Raw genomic sequence first — 15,249 nt, 5'->3', positions numbered from 1 at the left:
ACGTGACGACAGCGGCAAGATCGGCGTTCTACTCGGATCACTCGCCCCCGCGCTCGACCCGGCCACGCCCCGCGGACGAGACGAAGCGGAGCAGGTCACGGAAGCCCGGCCGGAGGTCGACGAGTCACTCCTGCTCGAGGGGCAAGTGCGCCGCTACCGTCCAACCAGCGTTGATCGAGCTATTTGAAATGTCGTCCATTCCCATCGAAAATCGACATACATAGCCACTCGACGGTGTATCGTGAGGCGAGCGACATGACAGGAACGGGGATCTCATCGAATTCAGCGATCTTGGACAGAAGTAGGATATCGCGCGTTCCGCGACGGGCCGTGCCGGACGCATGTGAATTCCGCTCATGGGACATGCTGCCGCGTCCATTCAACTTCTGGAAATCTGTCGAGCAGCTTCCCCAATGGCACAGAACACTACGTGGCCGGATATCGGACCAGCGTGCCGGTGTCGCCACGATCGGCATGCAATGGCGCGCGACCAGGTTGTTGATAGAGAACTCGCCAATGAGAGCCGATAGAGACCGCACGGGGTTGCATGGCGTGTTGCCGGTGAACGTGCATACGATAGAACTACGCGTTTCGCAGGCGGCTGTTGCCGGCCGCTTGATCGTCCGGTTTCGAATTGCGATGGTGGTGTGATCCGGTGTTGATGGATCGGTGCGACGAGCGGGAGGTGCTCGACCGGCTGCTTGCTGTCATTCGCGCGGGTGTGAGTCAGGCGCTGGTGGTGCGTGGTGAGCTGGGAGTCGGCAAGTCGGCGTTGTTGGAATACCTCGTCGGGCGAGCGTCGGACTGCCGGGTGGAGCGCGTGGTTGGAGTTCAGTCCGAGTTGGACCTGGCTTTCGCGGGGCTCCATCAGTTGTGCCTGCCGATGTTGGACCGCGCGGCGCGGTTGCCCGGGCCGCAGCGTGACGCGCTGCATACGGCGTTCGGGTTGCGCGGCGGACCGACGCCGGACCGCTTCCTTGTCGGCCTTGCGGTCTTGGGTCTGCTGGCGGAGGTGGCCCGTGAGCGGCCGTTGGTATGTGTGATCGACGACGCGCAGTGGCTGGACACTTCGTCGGTTCAATTGCTGACGTTCGTGGCCCGGCGGCTGCGGGCCGAGCCGGTCGCTGTGATCATCGCCGTGCGCGAGCCCCATGAGCTGGACTTTTCGAGATTGCCGGAACTCGTCGTGGGCGGGCTCCCGGAGACGGAGGCGCGGCTGCTGCTTGGATCTGTGCTGCGGGCTCGGGTGGACGAGCGGGTGCTGGACCGGATCATTTCCGAGAGTCGGGGCAATCCGCTTGCCCTCGTGGAGTGGGCGCGTGGGTCGACGGTGGCCGAGCTCGATAGCGGGTTGCTGAGCGTGGGCGCGCTGCCTGAGCGGATAGAGGCGAGCTACCTGCAGCGCATCGCGGCGCTTCCGGGGGCCACGCGGCGGCTGTTGCTTCTGGCCGCGGCGGAGCCGGTAGGTGATCCGGTGCTGCTCTGGCGGGCGGCTGGACTGCTCGGCATCGGCGCTCGAGCTGCCGGGCCGGCCACCCAGATCGGATTGATCGACATCGGCGCAGTGGTCCGGTTCCCGCATCCGCTCGTTCGCTCGGTGCTCTACCGGGCGGCATCGCTGAAGGAGCGTCGGGATTCACACCAGGCGCTGGCCGAGGTTTCCGATCCGGACACGGATCCCGATCGGCGTGCGTGGCACCGCGCCCAAGCGGCGCCCGGTCCCGACGACGGGGTGGCTGATGAGCTCGAGCGGTCAGCTTGCCGAGCGCGCGCTCGCGGCTGCTCGGCTGCGGCCGCGGCGTTCCTCGAGCAGGCGGCTGAGCTGACAGTCGGGCCGGCGCGCAAGGCGGAACGCATAGTGGCCGCGGCGCAGGCGAAACATCGGGCCGGCATGACCGACGCCGCCATCAGGCTGCTCTGCCTGGCACAGGCCGGCCACCTGGATGAGCTCCAACGTGCCAGGGCGGACTTGCTGCGTGCTCAGATCGCATTCACCACGCGCCACTGCATTGACGCACCCCAGCTGTTGCTGAAGGCGGCGAAGCGGCTGGAGCCGCTCGACGCCAAGCTGGCCCGTGAGACGTATCTGGAAGCCGTCTCGGCGGCAATGTTCACCGGGCCGCTGGCCGGCAGTGGCGGCCTGGCGGAGATCGCCGAGGCTGCGCGAGCCGCGCCGCACGCCGCGCCGCCCCAGGGTGCAGCAGATCTTCTTCTGGACGCCGTGGCGACCCGGCTCATGGATGGCTATGCCGCGGGGATGCCGATGGTGAGGCAGGCACTCTGCGCGTTCCGCAGCCCGGACCTTTCCCCGGACGAGGGGCTGCGCTGGCTGTGGCTGGCGGGCACGACGGCTGCGCACGCGTGGCAGGAGGAGGCTTGGGAAGCACTCGCGGATCGGCACGTCCAGCTCGCCAGGGAGCTCGGTGCTGTCGTGGTACTTCCGCTCGCGTTGACGTCACGGATCGTCGTTCACACATTCCTCGGCGAGCTAGCCGCGGCCGCGTCGCTGCTCAAGGAGGCCGACGAGGTCATCGAGGCCACCGGAAGCCCCCGCATGCCCCTGGCAGCGATGTTGATCGCTACGTGGCAGGGACGGGTGACCGCCGCCTTCCGCCTGATCGACGCGACGACCGCAGAGGCGGCGACGCGCGGCCAGGGCTTCGAGCTGACCACCGCCCAATGGGCCAAGGCGTTGCTGTGCAACAGCCTGACCCAATACGAGTACGCGCTCTCCGCCGTCGATGAGATCTCCCAGGCGCCTCCAACGGAGTTAGGCCTGCCGGCGTGCGGTGTGATGGTGGAGTTCATCGAGGCGGCTGCCCTCAGCGGTCAGCCCGAACGTGCCGCTTGCGCCCTCGATCGACTCGCGGAGGCGGCCCGCGCATCCGGGACCGACTGGGCACTGGGGATCGAAGCCCGCTCGCGAGCGCTGGTGAGCGAACCCGAGGCGGCCGAACCGCTCTACCACGAGGCGATCACCCGGCTCGGCCGTAGCCGCGTTCGCGGCGAGCTTGCGCGCGCCCATCTTCTCTACGGCGAATGGCTGCGTCGCGACGACCGTGCGGTCGACGCATGTGAGCAATTACGCATCTCCCACGAGATGTTCTCCACGATCGGAGCCAGAGCGTTTGCGCGCCGCGCCGCGCGCGAGCTGGAGCTAACCGGAGAGTCAGCTGCCAGACCTCCCAGGGTCTCCCCCGAGACCGACAACCTGCTCACCCCGCAAGAGGAGCAGATCGCAGGGCTCGCCTCCGCCGGGCTGACCAACGCCGAGATCGCCGCCCGGCTCTTCGTCAGCCACAGGACGATCGAATGGCACCTGAGGAAAATCTTCGCGAAGCTCAACATCACCTCACGCAGACAACTCCGCTTGGCTCCACACCGCTTTCAAGGAAGCGCAGATCAGCGGCAGAGGGAATGCTGAATCAGCTCGCCATCCGACGCGGCTCCATCAACCGCCCCACCTTTTGATCAGCTTGGGAACGGCGCGGCGTGTCGGACATCCACAGTAGACACCCCGAGATCACCGCAGAACCAGATTGAACAGATTTTACTGGAGCAGGCAGTGTGAGTACATTGCCTGAATCGCGAACTCTACGGTACCGGATGTACCCGCAGAGGCCCGGGAACCGGAAGGGGTCAGGAGTTCACACTCGTGGGATCCGGGTCTCATCAGAGCAGCATCATCGTGTCGCCGTCCTCAAGCTGCAGCCACTGAACAACCGAACCGTGCACTACCGCAGACAGCGTTAGCCGAGCGCACGAAGCTGGTTCACGGAAATCGACCGGTGGATCCTGGGGCCTCGTCAGCGCCACCACAGCGACGGCCAGCGGTGCGTAGCCCAACGCCGTGCCCTAGGTCGCCTAGTCATCCCGATCGGCGTTGAACATGCGGGGCTGATCATTGCCGCGCCCGCGGCTCCCACCGGCGAACGTCCTGCGGGCGACGCGGCGAGTGTCACCAGCTGCGAGACGGTGGGCGAGCTGGCCGCGCTGCTCCATCGCCGCGGCTGCTCCGCTCGTGGCACACCACGTCCGCCCCGCGCTGCAGCTGGAAGCCGTGGTGGCCGGCCCGACCATTCGGGCACCGACGGCCGCGATCCACACCGGCGGACGCCTAGCTGCCGCCGCGCCCCTCAGACGGCTCCCGTGACCTGCTCCTCGATGCCCAGCAGCGCGCGGCCGTAGATCTCCCTGCTCAGCGAGGACGACACCGCTGCGTGCCGGGACGCGGTGGCGAGATCGCGCCAGAACCGCTGCAGCGGGTTGCTGCGCCGGAAACCCGAGGCCCCGCCGACGTCGAGGAGGCGCTCGATCGCCTCCCGGCACCGGAGCATGACCACACCGGCGTCCATCCTGATTCGTGCCCGGGCCCCGACGTCCAGCCGATGACCCTCCGCGGAGGCCGCTTCGATGTCACCGGCCGCCCGGTAGGCGTGCAGCCGTGCGGTGTCGATGAGGGACACGACGTCCGCGATGCCCATTTGCACACTGGGTGAGCGGATGGCGTCCGTGTACACGGACCCGGTGATCGCCTTGCCCTTCGCCAGCGTCTCCAGGACGTGGTCGAGCGCGCCCTGCGCCATGCCGATGACCGGGCCCGCCATCGAGATCGCGAGCATCGAGGCGACGGACGCGTGGTAGACCCGCTCGCCCTCCTGCCACCTGTGGTTCGAGCCGCTCAGCTTCCAGGCTGGAAGGGTGCGGTACTCCGGCACGAAGACCTGACGAACGGTAAAGCCGTCACTGCCACTGCCCTGCATACCGGCCATGTCCCAGGTGGTGTTGATGGCGACGTCCGACGCAGGGAGTAAGGCGAGCCGGACATCGGGATGCTCTGCTGTGTCGGCCTCGACCGACACCTGGCACAACACCCATTGCGCCTGGTGGATCCCCGAGGCGTAAAACCAATCGCCGTCGATGATGATGCCGCCCGGTCGCCGGCGGGCCGTATTCGACGAAGCACCGTTCGTGGAGCCGCTGACGGCTGTCAATCCGTCCTTCCCCCAGACGTCCTGCCTGGCCTGGTCGTCGAAGAGCGCCGTCATGAACGCCGCGCCGCAACAAATCTTGGCAACCCAGGCGCTCGATCCGCAGCCGCGCGCGAGCTCGGAGAACACGTCGATGACGGTGCGAACGCCGGCCTCGCGACCGCCATACTTCCGCGGTGCTGTCAACGTGTAAAACCCGGCAGCGCGCAGGGCGGCGTGCACATCCGGGGCCGGGGTCCCGAGCCGCTCGGTCTCCGATGCGTGGGCTCTCAATAGGGGAACCAGCTCTCGGGCAGTGGCCATCAGCTCCGCGCGTTCAGCGGGCTCGTTAAGTGCACCGGATGAGAATGCCGCATCATTCACGGCAGCTCCTCCTTCTGTCGATGTTCATCGTCAACCACGCCCGGATTCGGACTCCCGGCGTGGGCCGCTTCGAGCATGGGCATGCCACTCGCGACCGAGCGACCGGTGCCCGTTCTGAATGGGTCGATCAGGCGGGGGTGGGCGCTGCGGGGCGGTCGGTGCGGCGGACGCCGTCGGCCAGCTCCTTCGCCAGCGCGCGGACCTGTTCGGCCCCGCCGTGTTCGGCGGCCGTGACGAACGCCGACCCGACGATCACCCCGTCGGCGAACGAGGCAACCTGCGCGGCCTGCTCACCCGAGCGGACACCCAGACCAACCCCGATCGGCAGGCCGGTGTGCGCACGGCACCGCGCAACAAGCTCCGGGGCCACACTGGCGACGCTGTCCCGCGCCCCGGTGACGCCCATCGTGGAGGTGGCGTAGAGAAAGCCACTGCCCGCGGCGGCGGTGAGGGCGATGCGCTCCTCGCTGGACGAGGGCGCCACGAGGAAGACCCGGTCCAGCCCGTGGGCCTCCGAGGCGGCCAACCAGTCCCCGGCTTCCTCCGGGATCAGGTCAGGAGTGATCATCCCCAGGCCGCCGGCCGAGGCGAGGTCACGAGCGAACGCCTCCACCCCGTAGCGCAGCACCGGGTTGAAGTAGGTCATGACCACCGCGCGGCCACCCGCGGCCGTCACCCGCTCCACCACCGAGAACACGTCACGCAGCTTCATGCCGGCCCGCAACGCGGTCTCAGCCGCCGCCTGAATCGTCGGGCCGTCCATCACCGGGTCGGAATACGGGATACCGATCTCGAGCAGGTCACAACCACCCTCGACCAACGCACCCAGCAACTCCACCGAACCCTCGACCGTCGGGTAACCGGCCGGCAGGTAGCCGACCAGCGTGCCGCGGCCCTGCTCCCGGCTCTCCTCGAAGATCTTCTCGACCGCGCTCATCGCTGCACGCCCTCCGCCTCGGCGGTCACGCGGGTGTCCCCGCTGGGGCGATCCTCGGGCGCCTCCGGGGTGGTGAGGGAGGCCTCCGCGATGGCCGTGCCACTCGCATCCTCCGCGCTCTGCTCACCCGAGATCATGCCGAACCACTTCGCCGCGGTGTCCACATCCTTGTCCCCCCGCCCGGACAGGTTGACCAGGATGACCGCGTCCGAGCCGAGCTCACGACCCAGCCGCAGCGCCCCGGCCACGGCGTGGGCGGACTCGATGGCCGGGATGATCCCCTCGGTGCGCGAGAGCAACGCGAACGCCTCCATCGCCTCCGCGTCGGTGATCGGCCGGTACTCGGCGCGGCCCAGGTCCTTCAACAACGCGTGCTCCGGACCGACACCCGGGTAGTCCAGCCCCGCGGAGATCGAGTGCGACTCCTTCGTCTGGCCGTCCTCGTCCTGCAGCAGATACGACATCGCACCGTGCAGCGCACCCGGGGAGCCCTCGGTCAGGGTGGCGCCGTGACGTCCGGTCTCCACACCGTCCCCGCCGGGCTCGAACCCGACGAGCCGCACCGACGGGTCGTCGAGGAAGGCGTGGAAGATGCCGATCGCGTTGGACCCGCCACCCACACACGCCGCGACCGCATCGGGGAGACGGCCGGTGCGCTCGAGCACCTGCTCACGCGCCTCCAACCCGATGATCCGGTGGAAGTCACGCACCATCGTCGGGAACGGATGCGGACCCGCCACCGTGCCCAGCAGGTAGTGCGTGCGCTCGACGTTGGTGACCCAGTCACGCAAGGCCTCGTTGATGGCGTCCTTCAACGTGCGCGACCCGGTCGTGACCGGCACCACCCGCGCCCCCAACAGCCGCATCCGCGCCACGTTCAACGCCTGCCGCTCGGTGTCGACCTCACCCATATAGACCACGCACTCCAGGCCGAGCAACGCACACGCCGTGGCCGTGGCCACCCCGTGCTGGCCCGCACCGGTCTCCGCGATCACCCGCGACTTACCCATCCGCTTCGTCAGCAGCGCCTGACCCAACACATTGTTGATCTTGTGCGAGCCGGTGTGGTTGAGATCCTCACGCTTGAGCAGAATGCGCGCCCCGCCCGCATGCTCGCTCAGCTTCGGCACATCCGTCAGCGGGGACGGGCGCCCCGAATAATCCCGATGCAGACGATCCAACTCATCGAGGAAGTCCCGATCACCCCGCGCCTTGTCATACGCAGCAGCCAGCTCATCGAGAGCCGCGATCAACGCCTCCGGGACGAAACGGCCACCATAACGGCCGAAATGACCGCGCTCATCCGGCTCGTGACCCGACGGGGTCGCGATACCGTCACTGGCCTTGCTCGAAGTGCCCGAACCACTGGTCGTCAACACGCCTCCCTTACCACCTGCTGTCTTCGGCAACCGCTCGTAAACGAACTCGCCCCTAAGAAGCCCATCCAAGCTGCCGCATGGTGATCCCATCGTTCCAAATCTTGGTCATGTGTCGGATCTTGCCGCCCTCGAAGTCCATGACATAGACATATTCGGCCTTGGTGGTCTTTCCGGTCGGAGGCACCGGGCCACCCTCGCCGGTGTGTGTCCCATGGAAGACGCCAAACGCCGCCACGTTTTTGCGTGCTTCGTCGACTGCGAACGATCGCACCTCGGGGATACCATCGGGCAATACTTCGAAAAGTCCCGCCATGAACTCGACGTACGCTTCCAGCGTGTCCATACCGTCCAAGGAGTCAGGGCGGAGAAGGTTGCGCCGGGGTGACAGTACTGTTCGCACGCCTGCCAGCCCTTCCCAGTGTCGCAGGCATCAAAGAATCGTTCTGCAGTGACTCGTATTGATGTCATGGGTCTGTCCCTTCCCTTGATACCGCGGTCCAGCTGAATTGAACAGCGAGTGTGTGACTGTCTTTTATTGGATCAAGCACCTTGCCTGCGGCGACGAGGGGACGCTCACATTCGGAGATCGCTGCGGTGCTCGCACGGTGAAAGTGGTGACGACACAGCCGCGCAGTGCCTGGCTTCGCGCGACGACTGGGCCTGCGCCCTCGGACACCAATTTCGGCCTCGCGGGCCGGGCGCACGTTCGTGTCCGTCCCTCCTCGTTGTCGGGCACCCGGGGCTTTCGGTCACCTCGGGGATTCCGGTTAGGACCGGGTTTTTGGTCACGACGGAGTTTCGGTACCGACGGTGCTGGAACCGCTGGGGTGCGGAGCGCCAGGATGGGGATCGGGGCGCCGATCACGCCCGCTGAACCCGATGTCGCAGTAGAGCTGCGGGCGGGTTCCCCGCAGCACGAGCCCCCATACGGCCCCGGCCAGGGCGACTGCGCCGAACGTCAGTGGCAGATGAGCAGCAGCACATCGATGCTGCCGCCGTCAAGCATGTGCGGGTGCGCAATCTCAGGACTGGCCGAGGATTCACGACAACAAGGGATTTCTCCAGAAGGGGTACAGACTTGGGCCATCGGGCATGTCCATGGCGACGCCGTGGCGATCACCTACCGGTACTGCTGCGCAGTCTTGACCATGACATCCAGCGCTGTGCGTGCGTGCTCCGCGGGCAGGGTCGGCAGATGCTGCACGATCTGTCCGCTCCCTGTCTCACGTACTCCTCGATCACCGGCAGGTTGTCGGGGGAGACCGCGTATGCCTACTCCATTGGCCGGCATTGCCTCGCCTCTCGACACATTACGACTCGGTGATTCACCACCTGGGAGTCGCCTTCTGAGCGAGGATGGCGACACGGATGACGATGTTCCACTGAAGCCGCGCTCGCTCCAGTGCAAACCCCTGGTGGTTGCCCCGCCAGGGGGCTCTGCAGATACCCCCGTGCCCAGGATTTCGCATTTCGGGCACAGCGGGTTCACGGTATCGCGGCCGCAGAGGCGGAAAGGGTGCCTATCCAGCGAGACCAGACGTCCACCTGTGGCAAATACCTCGAAGCGTCATAAACGAGTCACAGAGGAGGGCGATAAATCATCTTTACACGGATCGCGGAACCTTATGCGTGGGGTACGCGCATCCCTCGGGACAGGGAAATGCGACCAGGGGTTCACACGGGAGCGATCGAGGTTTCATCGGAGCAACATTGCCCGCATTGCGATCCCCGGCCGGCGGGGCGTCGAGGGACGCAAGATAAATCGGACAAAATGACATGGCGCCGCCGAACGGTATCCCGGGCAGAACGGTGATGACAATGTCGGCCGACAGGCCCGACGCCCTCAAGAGTCAAATGATCATCCACAACACGAGGAGACGTGGAACCGTTGGACTATGCGATCGACCCTGAGCTTGTCGCCCTGGTAGATTTGCTCCCTCGATTCAACCCCGATGACCTCAGCGAGGCACGGGCGACGATGCAGCAACTGACCGCGCGGCTTCCCCCGCCGGACACAACTGGTGTGTCGATCAGCGAGCGGGCCGTTCCCGGACCGGAGGGTGCGCCGGAGGTGATCGTCCGGATCTATCTCCCGGCTTCGCGCAGCGGTCCGGTCGGCGTCCTCGACTTGCACGCCGGCGGGTTCGTCCTCGGCGACCTGGACCTGAACCATGGAGCCAACGTCACCATGGCGCGGGACACGGGCGCGGTGGTTGTGTCGGTGAACTACCGGCTGGCACCCGAGCATCCCTACCCAGCGGCACTGGAGGACACGTACGCGGCCTTGAGCTGGTTCGCCGAGCACGCTGATGAGCTGGATGTCGACCCGGCACGGATCGCGGTCCACGGCATCAGCTCCGGCGGTGGAATCTGCGCCGCGCTGGCTCTGCTCGTCCGCGACCGGGGCGGCCCCGCGATCGCTTTCCAGTACCTCGGTGTGCCCGAGATCGACGATCGCCTGCAGACCGCCAGCATGCAGGCATTCACCGACACGCCGATATTCAACCGGCCCGCCGCGGTGTTCAGCTGGGATGCATACCTCGGTGACGGCGTCGCCGGAGGCGCCGACGTGCCGGTCTACGCCGCACCCGCGCGCGCCACCGACCTGTCCGGACTGCCGCCGGCCTACGTCTCCGCGATGGAGTTCGACCCCCTGCGCGATGAGGGCCTCTCCTACGCTCTGGCGCTGCAAGCAGCCGGGAACCAGGTGGAGCTGCACCTGTTTCCCGGCACCTTCCACACTTCGGCGATGTTCTTGGCACACACAGCGATCAGCCGGCGCGAGCAGACCGAAAAGATCGCGGTGTTGCGCCGAGGCCTCGCCGTGTGACCGGCTCGGACGAGCCGTCGGTGCGCTGTTCCGTCCGAGACGAGGGCCGAGTGCTCACTACCTTTGACGAGATCTACCGCACCTCAGACACGGCGCTGCCATAGCCCCCAGTCTTACTGGCCGAGATCGATTCGCCGGGCAGTCCGGCGCCGAGCCGCTCGCCCGACGAGCCGTGGCTTCCTTCGCTCTGCTGCTCGGGGCCATCGGCGTGCCGCGACCGGCTCCCGCGGAATCACCTCGTGAATTCCACCACGGTTCGCACGAACTCGTCCTGCTGCTCCAAGTAGCCGAAGTGGCCACTCTGGTTCAGCTCGAGCATCTGTGCGTTCGGCACCCCCGTACGGATCTCCTCCGACCACCGCCGTGGGCAGATGAAGTCGTAGAGGCCTGAGATCACAAGAGTCGGCACATCGATACGGTCGAGCGTGCCGCGTACATCCCAGTCGCTGTCTTTCCGTTCGGGATCCCACGTGACGTCTAAGGTGATCGGCCCCCTCCGCTCGACGGTCTGCCAGTAGTTCGCGAAGTAGGCCGGCAGGATCGCCCGCAGGAAGTCCAGACGCGCCTCCCGATCGGCGACCTGCGTGGTACGGACCGCCGACGAGGAATGCCACGCGCGGCCGGCCTTCTCGGCGTCAGGCTGATCCGGCCAGCGCGCGACGAACGCATCCATCTGGCGCGTCGCCTCCTCGAACAGTTCGGCTGAGTAGACGGGAGCGGTGCTGTAGGCGACCAGCCCAGCAAGCAGACCGGGGTTCTGGCTCGCCAGTTCGAGACCGACGAAGCCGCCGTGCGAGTGGCCGATGAAATAGGGCTGGTCGGCAGCGAGATGGTCGATCACACCCTTGGCGAAGCGGACGTAGGTCGGCACGCTGTAGTCTCCACCGGGGAGCAGGTCGCTGCGTCCGGTACCGACGGGGTCCACATATACCATTGTCAGATACTGCTCGAGTAGCGGCATCCGTATGTAGTCGGAATTGATACCGGGGCCACCTGAGTGAACGACACATACCGGACCACTGCCGCCAACCTCGTACGCCTGGCGGATTCCTTCGAATTCGAAGTCATGCCAGCCGGACACGAGGCCGGCAGAACGACTACTGGACATCACATCTCGCTTCCATCGAGCAACCGCAAGTGCGCGGTCGAGCACCTGAAGGATGGACTGGATGGCGACGCATCACGTCATGCGTGCCGACCGGTCCGACCACCTGCCACACGATGATCAACGGCCGATACGCCGATCTTACTCAGGGGAGCGCGAAATAAAGATGTTGGGCGATGCAACACTCGGTGGCCTACGTCACTCCGCTGATGGCGCCTACGGGTCAGGCATGAGAAATCGGCAGCAATGAGGACACTGCGACGACGCAGCGAAAACAGAACTCAATAATCGGTGCCGAGGCGACCAGCCGAATTGTGTCGCCGGATGGCGGAACGGATTATGTTGTTCCGATGAAGCCGCGATCGCTCCCGTGCGAACCCCTAGTTGCTTCCGCACCCAGGGCCGTCCACAGGTCCCCGTGCCTGAGTTTTCGCAGTTCGGACTACAGCCGGGTTCCGCGCGTCGCGCCCATCGGGAAGCTGGCCGTCGCGCCGGAGCGAACCTGACGACAAGATCAGCACCCGTTGGATCGCTCATCCCGACAGAGCCCTCCGCGCCGATCGTGTCGAGCTCAGCGATCATCACATCGTCAGCGCGACAACTGTTATCGGGCTCGGTCGTCGTCCGGTGGCCGTTGAGGTTTGGCACGGACCATACGCAGCGTCATCCAGCTCGCCGCGGCAAGCAGGCTTCGCGCTGTGCAGGGTCGTGGAGGCCCACCCGCTCGGCGAGCCGCTGTCCTGGCTGCACACGCCGCCGTATCGCCGGGCCGAGTAGACGCGGCTGGGCCTGTATGGACGATCGTGTACCGGATCGCCATCGCACACACGACCTCGCCGGCGGTCCTGCCTAGCGAGCGGCCCGATGCCTCTTGAGGGCTTCGATCGCCTGGTCCGCGTGCAGATCGAACTGCGTCTCGCTCGCGATCGTATGGATGAGGCGGCGGTCCTGACCGATGACGAAGGTGATCCGTCGGGTGTGGAGGCCGCCGGGCAGGAACCACCGGTAGGCCCCGAGTTGCTTCGCCACCTTGTTGCCCGCATCGGAGAGGAGGGGGTAGCCCAATGCGTTCGAGGTGGCGAAAACGCTCTGCTTGGTGACGTTGTCGCTGCTGATGCCCACCGGGTGGGCACCGACCGCGGCGAACTCGCCGGCCAGATCACGGAAGCGGCACGCCTCCTGCGTACAGCCGCCACTGGAAGCGATCGGATAGAAGAACAGGACGACCGGACCATGCACCAGGAGGCTGCTGAGCCTGCGGGGGGTACGCGTTTCATCCTCCAACTCGAAGTCGTCGACCTGGTCGCCGATCTGCATACCGGACCTCCTGGCAGTGATTATGGGCGAGCGCTCGCATCCGATGTTCGCCAGCGGAGCACGAACGGTTCACGAGCTTCAAGCAGCACCGCCTCCGCGTCCACGCCGCGGATGTTGTGGACGCCGCGACCAGTAGTCATGTTGACGCGTGCGGCGCGATCTCCTGCGGACCCTGCTCCCGTCTCCGCTCCTCGCCGGACTCGGCGGTCCCGCCCCGGTCGAGGAGCGCGAGGACTGCCGATTCGTGTACTTCGCCCGGTTCTTCAGAGGCGACGGCGGGTTCTCGGCGCTGCACGGGCGGTCCACGTGCCCTACAACTCGGTCTCCGTGGTGACGCTGCCGCAGGCAACGGGACGTGGAGCGTGAAGCTCGTGACCTCGACGTGGGATCGGGAGCTGCGGGGCTGCGCGATGTAGACCGCTCTCGGACGGGAGAGATACCGCGCGCCGGCAGCGCGGACAGCCCCGGGCAGCGTTCGCCGCGGTGGGCCGAGGCGACCGGCAACGTGGTCGAGCCGTGGTACCGCCACGCCGGCGACCGGCAGCGGCTCGCCGAGGTCGAGAACCACCGCACAGGCATCCCGCATCAGCTCGACGACAACGCGGCAGCAACCGCCGAGGCACTGCAGGCAGGGGCCCGCCACGAGCCGGAGATTCTGCGCGGCCTGCTCGACGTCGGCCCCGTGCAGGCACTGCCCTGCGAGGTCCTGGCTCGCCAGGCACAGCAGACCTGGTGAGTGGTGCGATGGTGCTGGCGGGCGTGTTCCGCCGCTGCTCTGGCTGCGGCATTCCGGTGCAATCGATGCGACCAGGGTGTGGGTCGGTGGCTACGGGAGTGAGGTGGGTGAGATGGACGCGGATGTCCCCCTCGACCCTGACGAGACAAGCAGCGTCGACCCCGACGTCGATGCCGGCGCACCACTGTGGCGGCGGGAGCTCGCGGGGCATCCGCTGGACGTGTTGGGTGCGATCGCCGTCGGCGGCGTGATCGGAACCGAAGCGCGCTACGGAATCGGGCTGGCGTGGCCACACGCACCCAGCGGATGGCCGTGGGCGACCCTGCTGATCAACCTCTCCGGCTGCCTGCTGATCGGCGTGCTCATGGTCGTCATCACCGAGTTCGTCGAGCCGCATCGCCTCGCTCGCCCGTTCCTCGGCGTCGGGATCCTGGGCGGCTACACCACCTTCTCCACCTACACCGTCGACGCCATCTCACTGGCCGACGGCGCCCGACCCGGCCTGGCCGCGGCCTACCTCGTCCTCACCCCGATCCTCGCCGTGCTCGCCTGCGCACTCGGCGCAGGCACCACCCGCCTGGCCGCCCGCCTCACCGGCGTTCGACGCCCCACAAGCGGGCGGTGACAGCGATGGAGGTGCTGTGGGTGGCACTCGGCGCGGCGGTCGGCGCGCCGATGCGCTACATCATCGACCGCACGGTGCAGGCCCGGCACCGGACACGGTTCCCATGGGGCACCTTCGCCGTCAACATGATCGGCTCATTCGTACTGGGCGGACTGGTCGGAGCCAGCAGCGCGCTCCCACCGGCGGTCGAGACAGCAGCCGCGGTCGGCTTCTGCGGTGCGCTGACCACCTACAGCACCTTCAGCTACGAGGCGTTCGCCCTGCTGGAGGGCCGCGCCCGGGCGGTCGCCGTCGCCTACGTGGCAGGCAGCGTCGTCGCCGGGCTGGGCATGGCCGTGCTGGCCTGGTGGAGCGCCCGCGCACTGCTCGCCTGAGGGACGATCGGAGGAGGGACCCACGCTGATGACTACAGACCCGAAGGACGCGACAACAACGCTCATCGTCGGCTACAGCAACGACGCGGCCGGCGACCACGCGCTGGCAGTTGCCGCCGACCTGGGCCGCCGTCTGCCGGCCCGGATCCACGTCGTGCACGTGGTCGACATTCACGATTACCCGGTCGACAGCGACACCGCCGGCTGGGAGGAACAATGCCGGCAGGAGCTGGCCGAACAACGCGGGCGGGTCGCGCACATGCTCACCGACCTCGAGCTGGACTGGACATACGAAGCGCGGCGCGGTGATCCGGCCGCCGAGCTGGCCCAAGCGGCCGAGGAACAAGACGCGCTGCTGATCGTCGTCGGCACTCGCGGTGAGGGACTGCGACTGGTGATCCCGCGGCTGGTCGAGCCGTCGGTGTCGCACGGAGTGATCCACTGTCAACCCCGGCCGGTGGTGGTCGTCCCCGCACCCGAAACCCATCCCGGCACTGCGCCCGTGGACAGTTAGACGCTGAGCCGATGGAGGTCACGTCCCCGCTGGTGGTGTAAGTCCGGGGTCCCCGTTCGGCGTGCCTGAGCACGTAGG

12 protein-coding genes are annotated in these 15,249 nt (G+C 67.0%); 6 read left to right on the top strand and 6 right to left on the bottom strand.

Annotated elements, in window-relative coordinates:
* Positions 1-661: 661 nt before the first annotated feature.
* Positions 662-3,424, top strand: a complete 2,763-nt coding sequence (locus tag ABD743_RS24260) for a LuxR C-terminal-related transcriptional regulator (RefSeq protein ID WP_465270068.1) — start codon at positions 662-664, stop codon at positions 3,422-3,424.
* Positions 3,425-4,136: 712 nt separating this feature from the next.
* Here the strand turns inward: ABD743_RS24260 and ABD743_RS24255 are convergent.
* From ABD743_RS24255 to ABD743_RS24240, 4 genes are all read right to left on the bottom strand, one after another.
* Positions 4,137-5,294: an acyl-CoA dehydrogenase family protein gene (locus ABD743_RS24255; protein ID WP_344724483.1), complete on the bottom strand. Its 1,158-nt coding sequence runs from the start codon at positions 5,292-5,294 to the stop codon at positions 4,137-4,139.
* A gap of 187 nt (positions 5,295-5,481) precedes the next feature.
* Positions 5,482-6,291: a tryptophan synthase subunit alpha gene (gene trpA, locus ABD743_RS24250; protein WP_344724482.1), complete on the bottom strand. Its 810-nt coding sequence runs from the start codon at positions 6,289-6,291 to the stop codon at positions 5,482-5,484.
* Positions 6,288-7,622 (bottom strand): tryptophan synthase subunit beta, encoded by a 1,335-nt coding sequence (trpB, locus tag ABD743_RS24245; protein ID WP_344724521.1) that lies wholly within the window; start codon positions 7,620-7,622, stop codon positions 6,288-6,290. The genes trpA and trpB overlap by 4 nt, the downstream gene beginning before the upstream one ends.
* 100 nt (positions 7,623-7,722) lie before the next feature.
* The gene (locus ABD743_RS24240) at positions 7,723-8,013 is read right to left on the bottom strand and encodes an ester cyclase (protein WP_344724481.1); all 291 of its coding nucleotides are present in this window, start codon (positions 8,011-8,013) and stop codon (positions 7,723-7,725) included.
* A 1,536-nt stretch (positions 8,014-9,549) separates the two neighbouring features.
* Here ABD743_RS24240 and ABD743_RS24235 point away from each other — a divergent pair.
* On the top strand, positions 9,550-10,500 hold the full coding sequence (locus ABD743_RS24235) for an alpha/beta hydrolase (RefSeq protein WP_344724480.1): 951 nt from the start codon (positions 9,550-9,552) through the stop codon (positions 10,498-10,500).
* Between the two features lie 232 nt (positions 10,501-10,732).
* On the opposite strand, the gene ABD743_RS24230 is transcribed toward ABD743_RS24235, so the two are convergent.
* Positions 10,733-11,608 (bottom strand): alpha/beta fold hydrolase, encoded by an 876-nt coding sequence (locus tag ABD743_RS24230; RefSeq protein WP_344724520.1) that lies wholly within the window; start codon positions 11,606-11,608, stop codon positions 10,733-10,735.
* Positions 11,609-12,454: 846 nt separating this feature from the next.
* Positions 12,455-12,922, bottom strand: coding sequence for a peroxiredoxin (locus ABD743_RS24225; RefSeq protein ID WP_344724479.1), 468 nt, complete (start codon positions 12,920-12,922; stop codon positions 12,455-12,457).
* Positions 12,923-13,277: 355 nt separating this feature from the next.
* On the opposite strand from ABD743_RS24225, the gene ABD743_RS24220 reads away from it, so the two are divergent.
* From ABD743_RS24220 to ABD743_RS24205, 4 genes are all read left to right on the top strand, one after another.
* On the top strand, positions 13,278-13,658 hold the full coding sequence (locus ABD743_RS24220; protein ID WP_344724478.1) for a hypothetical protein: 381 nt from the start codon (positions 13,278-13,280) through the stop codon (positions 13,656-13,658).
* 112 nt (positions 13,659-13,770) lie between these two features.
* Positions 13,771-14,283: a fluoride efflux transporter FluC gene (locus ABD743_RS24215; protein WP_344724477.1), complete on the top strand. Its 513-nt coding sequence runs from the start codon at positions 13,771-13,773 to the stop codon at positions 14,281-14,283.
* 5 nt (positions 14,284-14,288) lie between these two features.
* Complete coding sequence (gene crcB / locus ABD743_RS24210) at positions 14,289-14,657, top strand: fluoride efflux transporter CrcB (protein ID WP_344724519.1); 369 nt, start codon at positions 14,289-14,291, stop codon at positions 14,655-14,657.
* Positions 14,658-14,685: 28 nt separating this feature from the next.
* Positions 14,686-15,171, top strand: a complete 486-nt coding sequence (locus tag ABD743_RS24205; protein ID WP_344724476.1) for a universal stress protein — start codon at positions 14,686-14,688, stop codon at positions 15,169-15,171.
* Positions 15,172-15,249: the final 78 nt, after the last annotated feature.

The sequence above is a fragment of the Pseudonocardia yunnanensis genome, assembly GCF_039534065.1.
In the GTDB taxonomy this organism is placed as follows: Bacteria; Actinomycetota; Actinomycetes; order Mycobacteriales; family Pseudonocardiaceae; genus Pseudonocardia; species Pseudonocardia yunnanensis.
Note: the sequence above shows the minus strand (reverse complement) of the source record. Positions and strands in the feature narration are given on the sequence as shown.

Excerpts from the sequence above, each read along its gene's own strand:
- ABD743_RS24215 (WP_344724477.1), top strand. The coding sequence starts at position 13,771 with ATGGACGCGGATGTCCCCCTCGACCCTGACGAGACAAGCAGCGTCGAC.
- trpA (WP_344724482.1), bottom strand. The coding sequence starts at position 6,291 with ATGAGCGCGGTCGAGAAGATCTTCGAGGAGAGCCGGGAGCAGGGCCGC.
- ABD743_RS24260 (WP_465270068.1), top strand. The coding sequence starts at position 662 with ATGGATCGGTGCGACGAGCGGGAGGTGCTCGACCGGCTGCTTGCTGTC.
- ABD743_RS24255 (WP_344724483.1), bottom strand. The coding sequence starts at position 5,294 with ATGGCCACTGCCCGAGAGCTGGTTCCCCTATTGAGAGCCCACGCATCG.
- ABD743_RS24225 (WP_344724479.1), bottom strand. The coding sequence starts at position 12,922 with ATGCAGATCGGCGACCAGGTCGACGACTTCGAGTTGGAGGATGAAACG.
- ABD743_RS24230 (WP_344724520.1), bottom strand. The coding sequence starts at position 11,608 with ATGTCCAGTAGTCGTTCTGCCGGCCTCGTGTCCGGCTGGCATGACTTC.
- ABD743_RS24205 (WP_344724476.1), top strand. The coding sequence starts at position 14,686 with ATGACTACAGACCCGAAGGACGCGACAACAACGCTCATCGTCGGCTAC.
- crcB (WP_344724519.1), top strand. The coding sequence starts at position 14,289 with ATGGAGGTGCTGTGGGTGGCACTCGGCGCGGCGGTCGGCGCGCCGATG.
- ABD743_RS24240 (WP_344724481.1), bottom strand. The coding sequence starts at position 8,013 with ATGGACACGCTGGAAGCGTACGTCGAGTTCATGGCGGGACTTTTCGAA.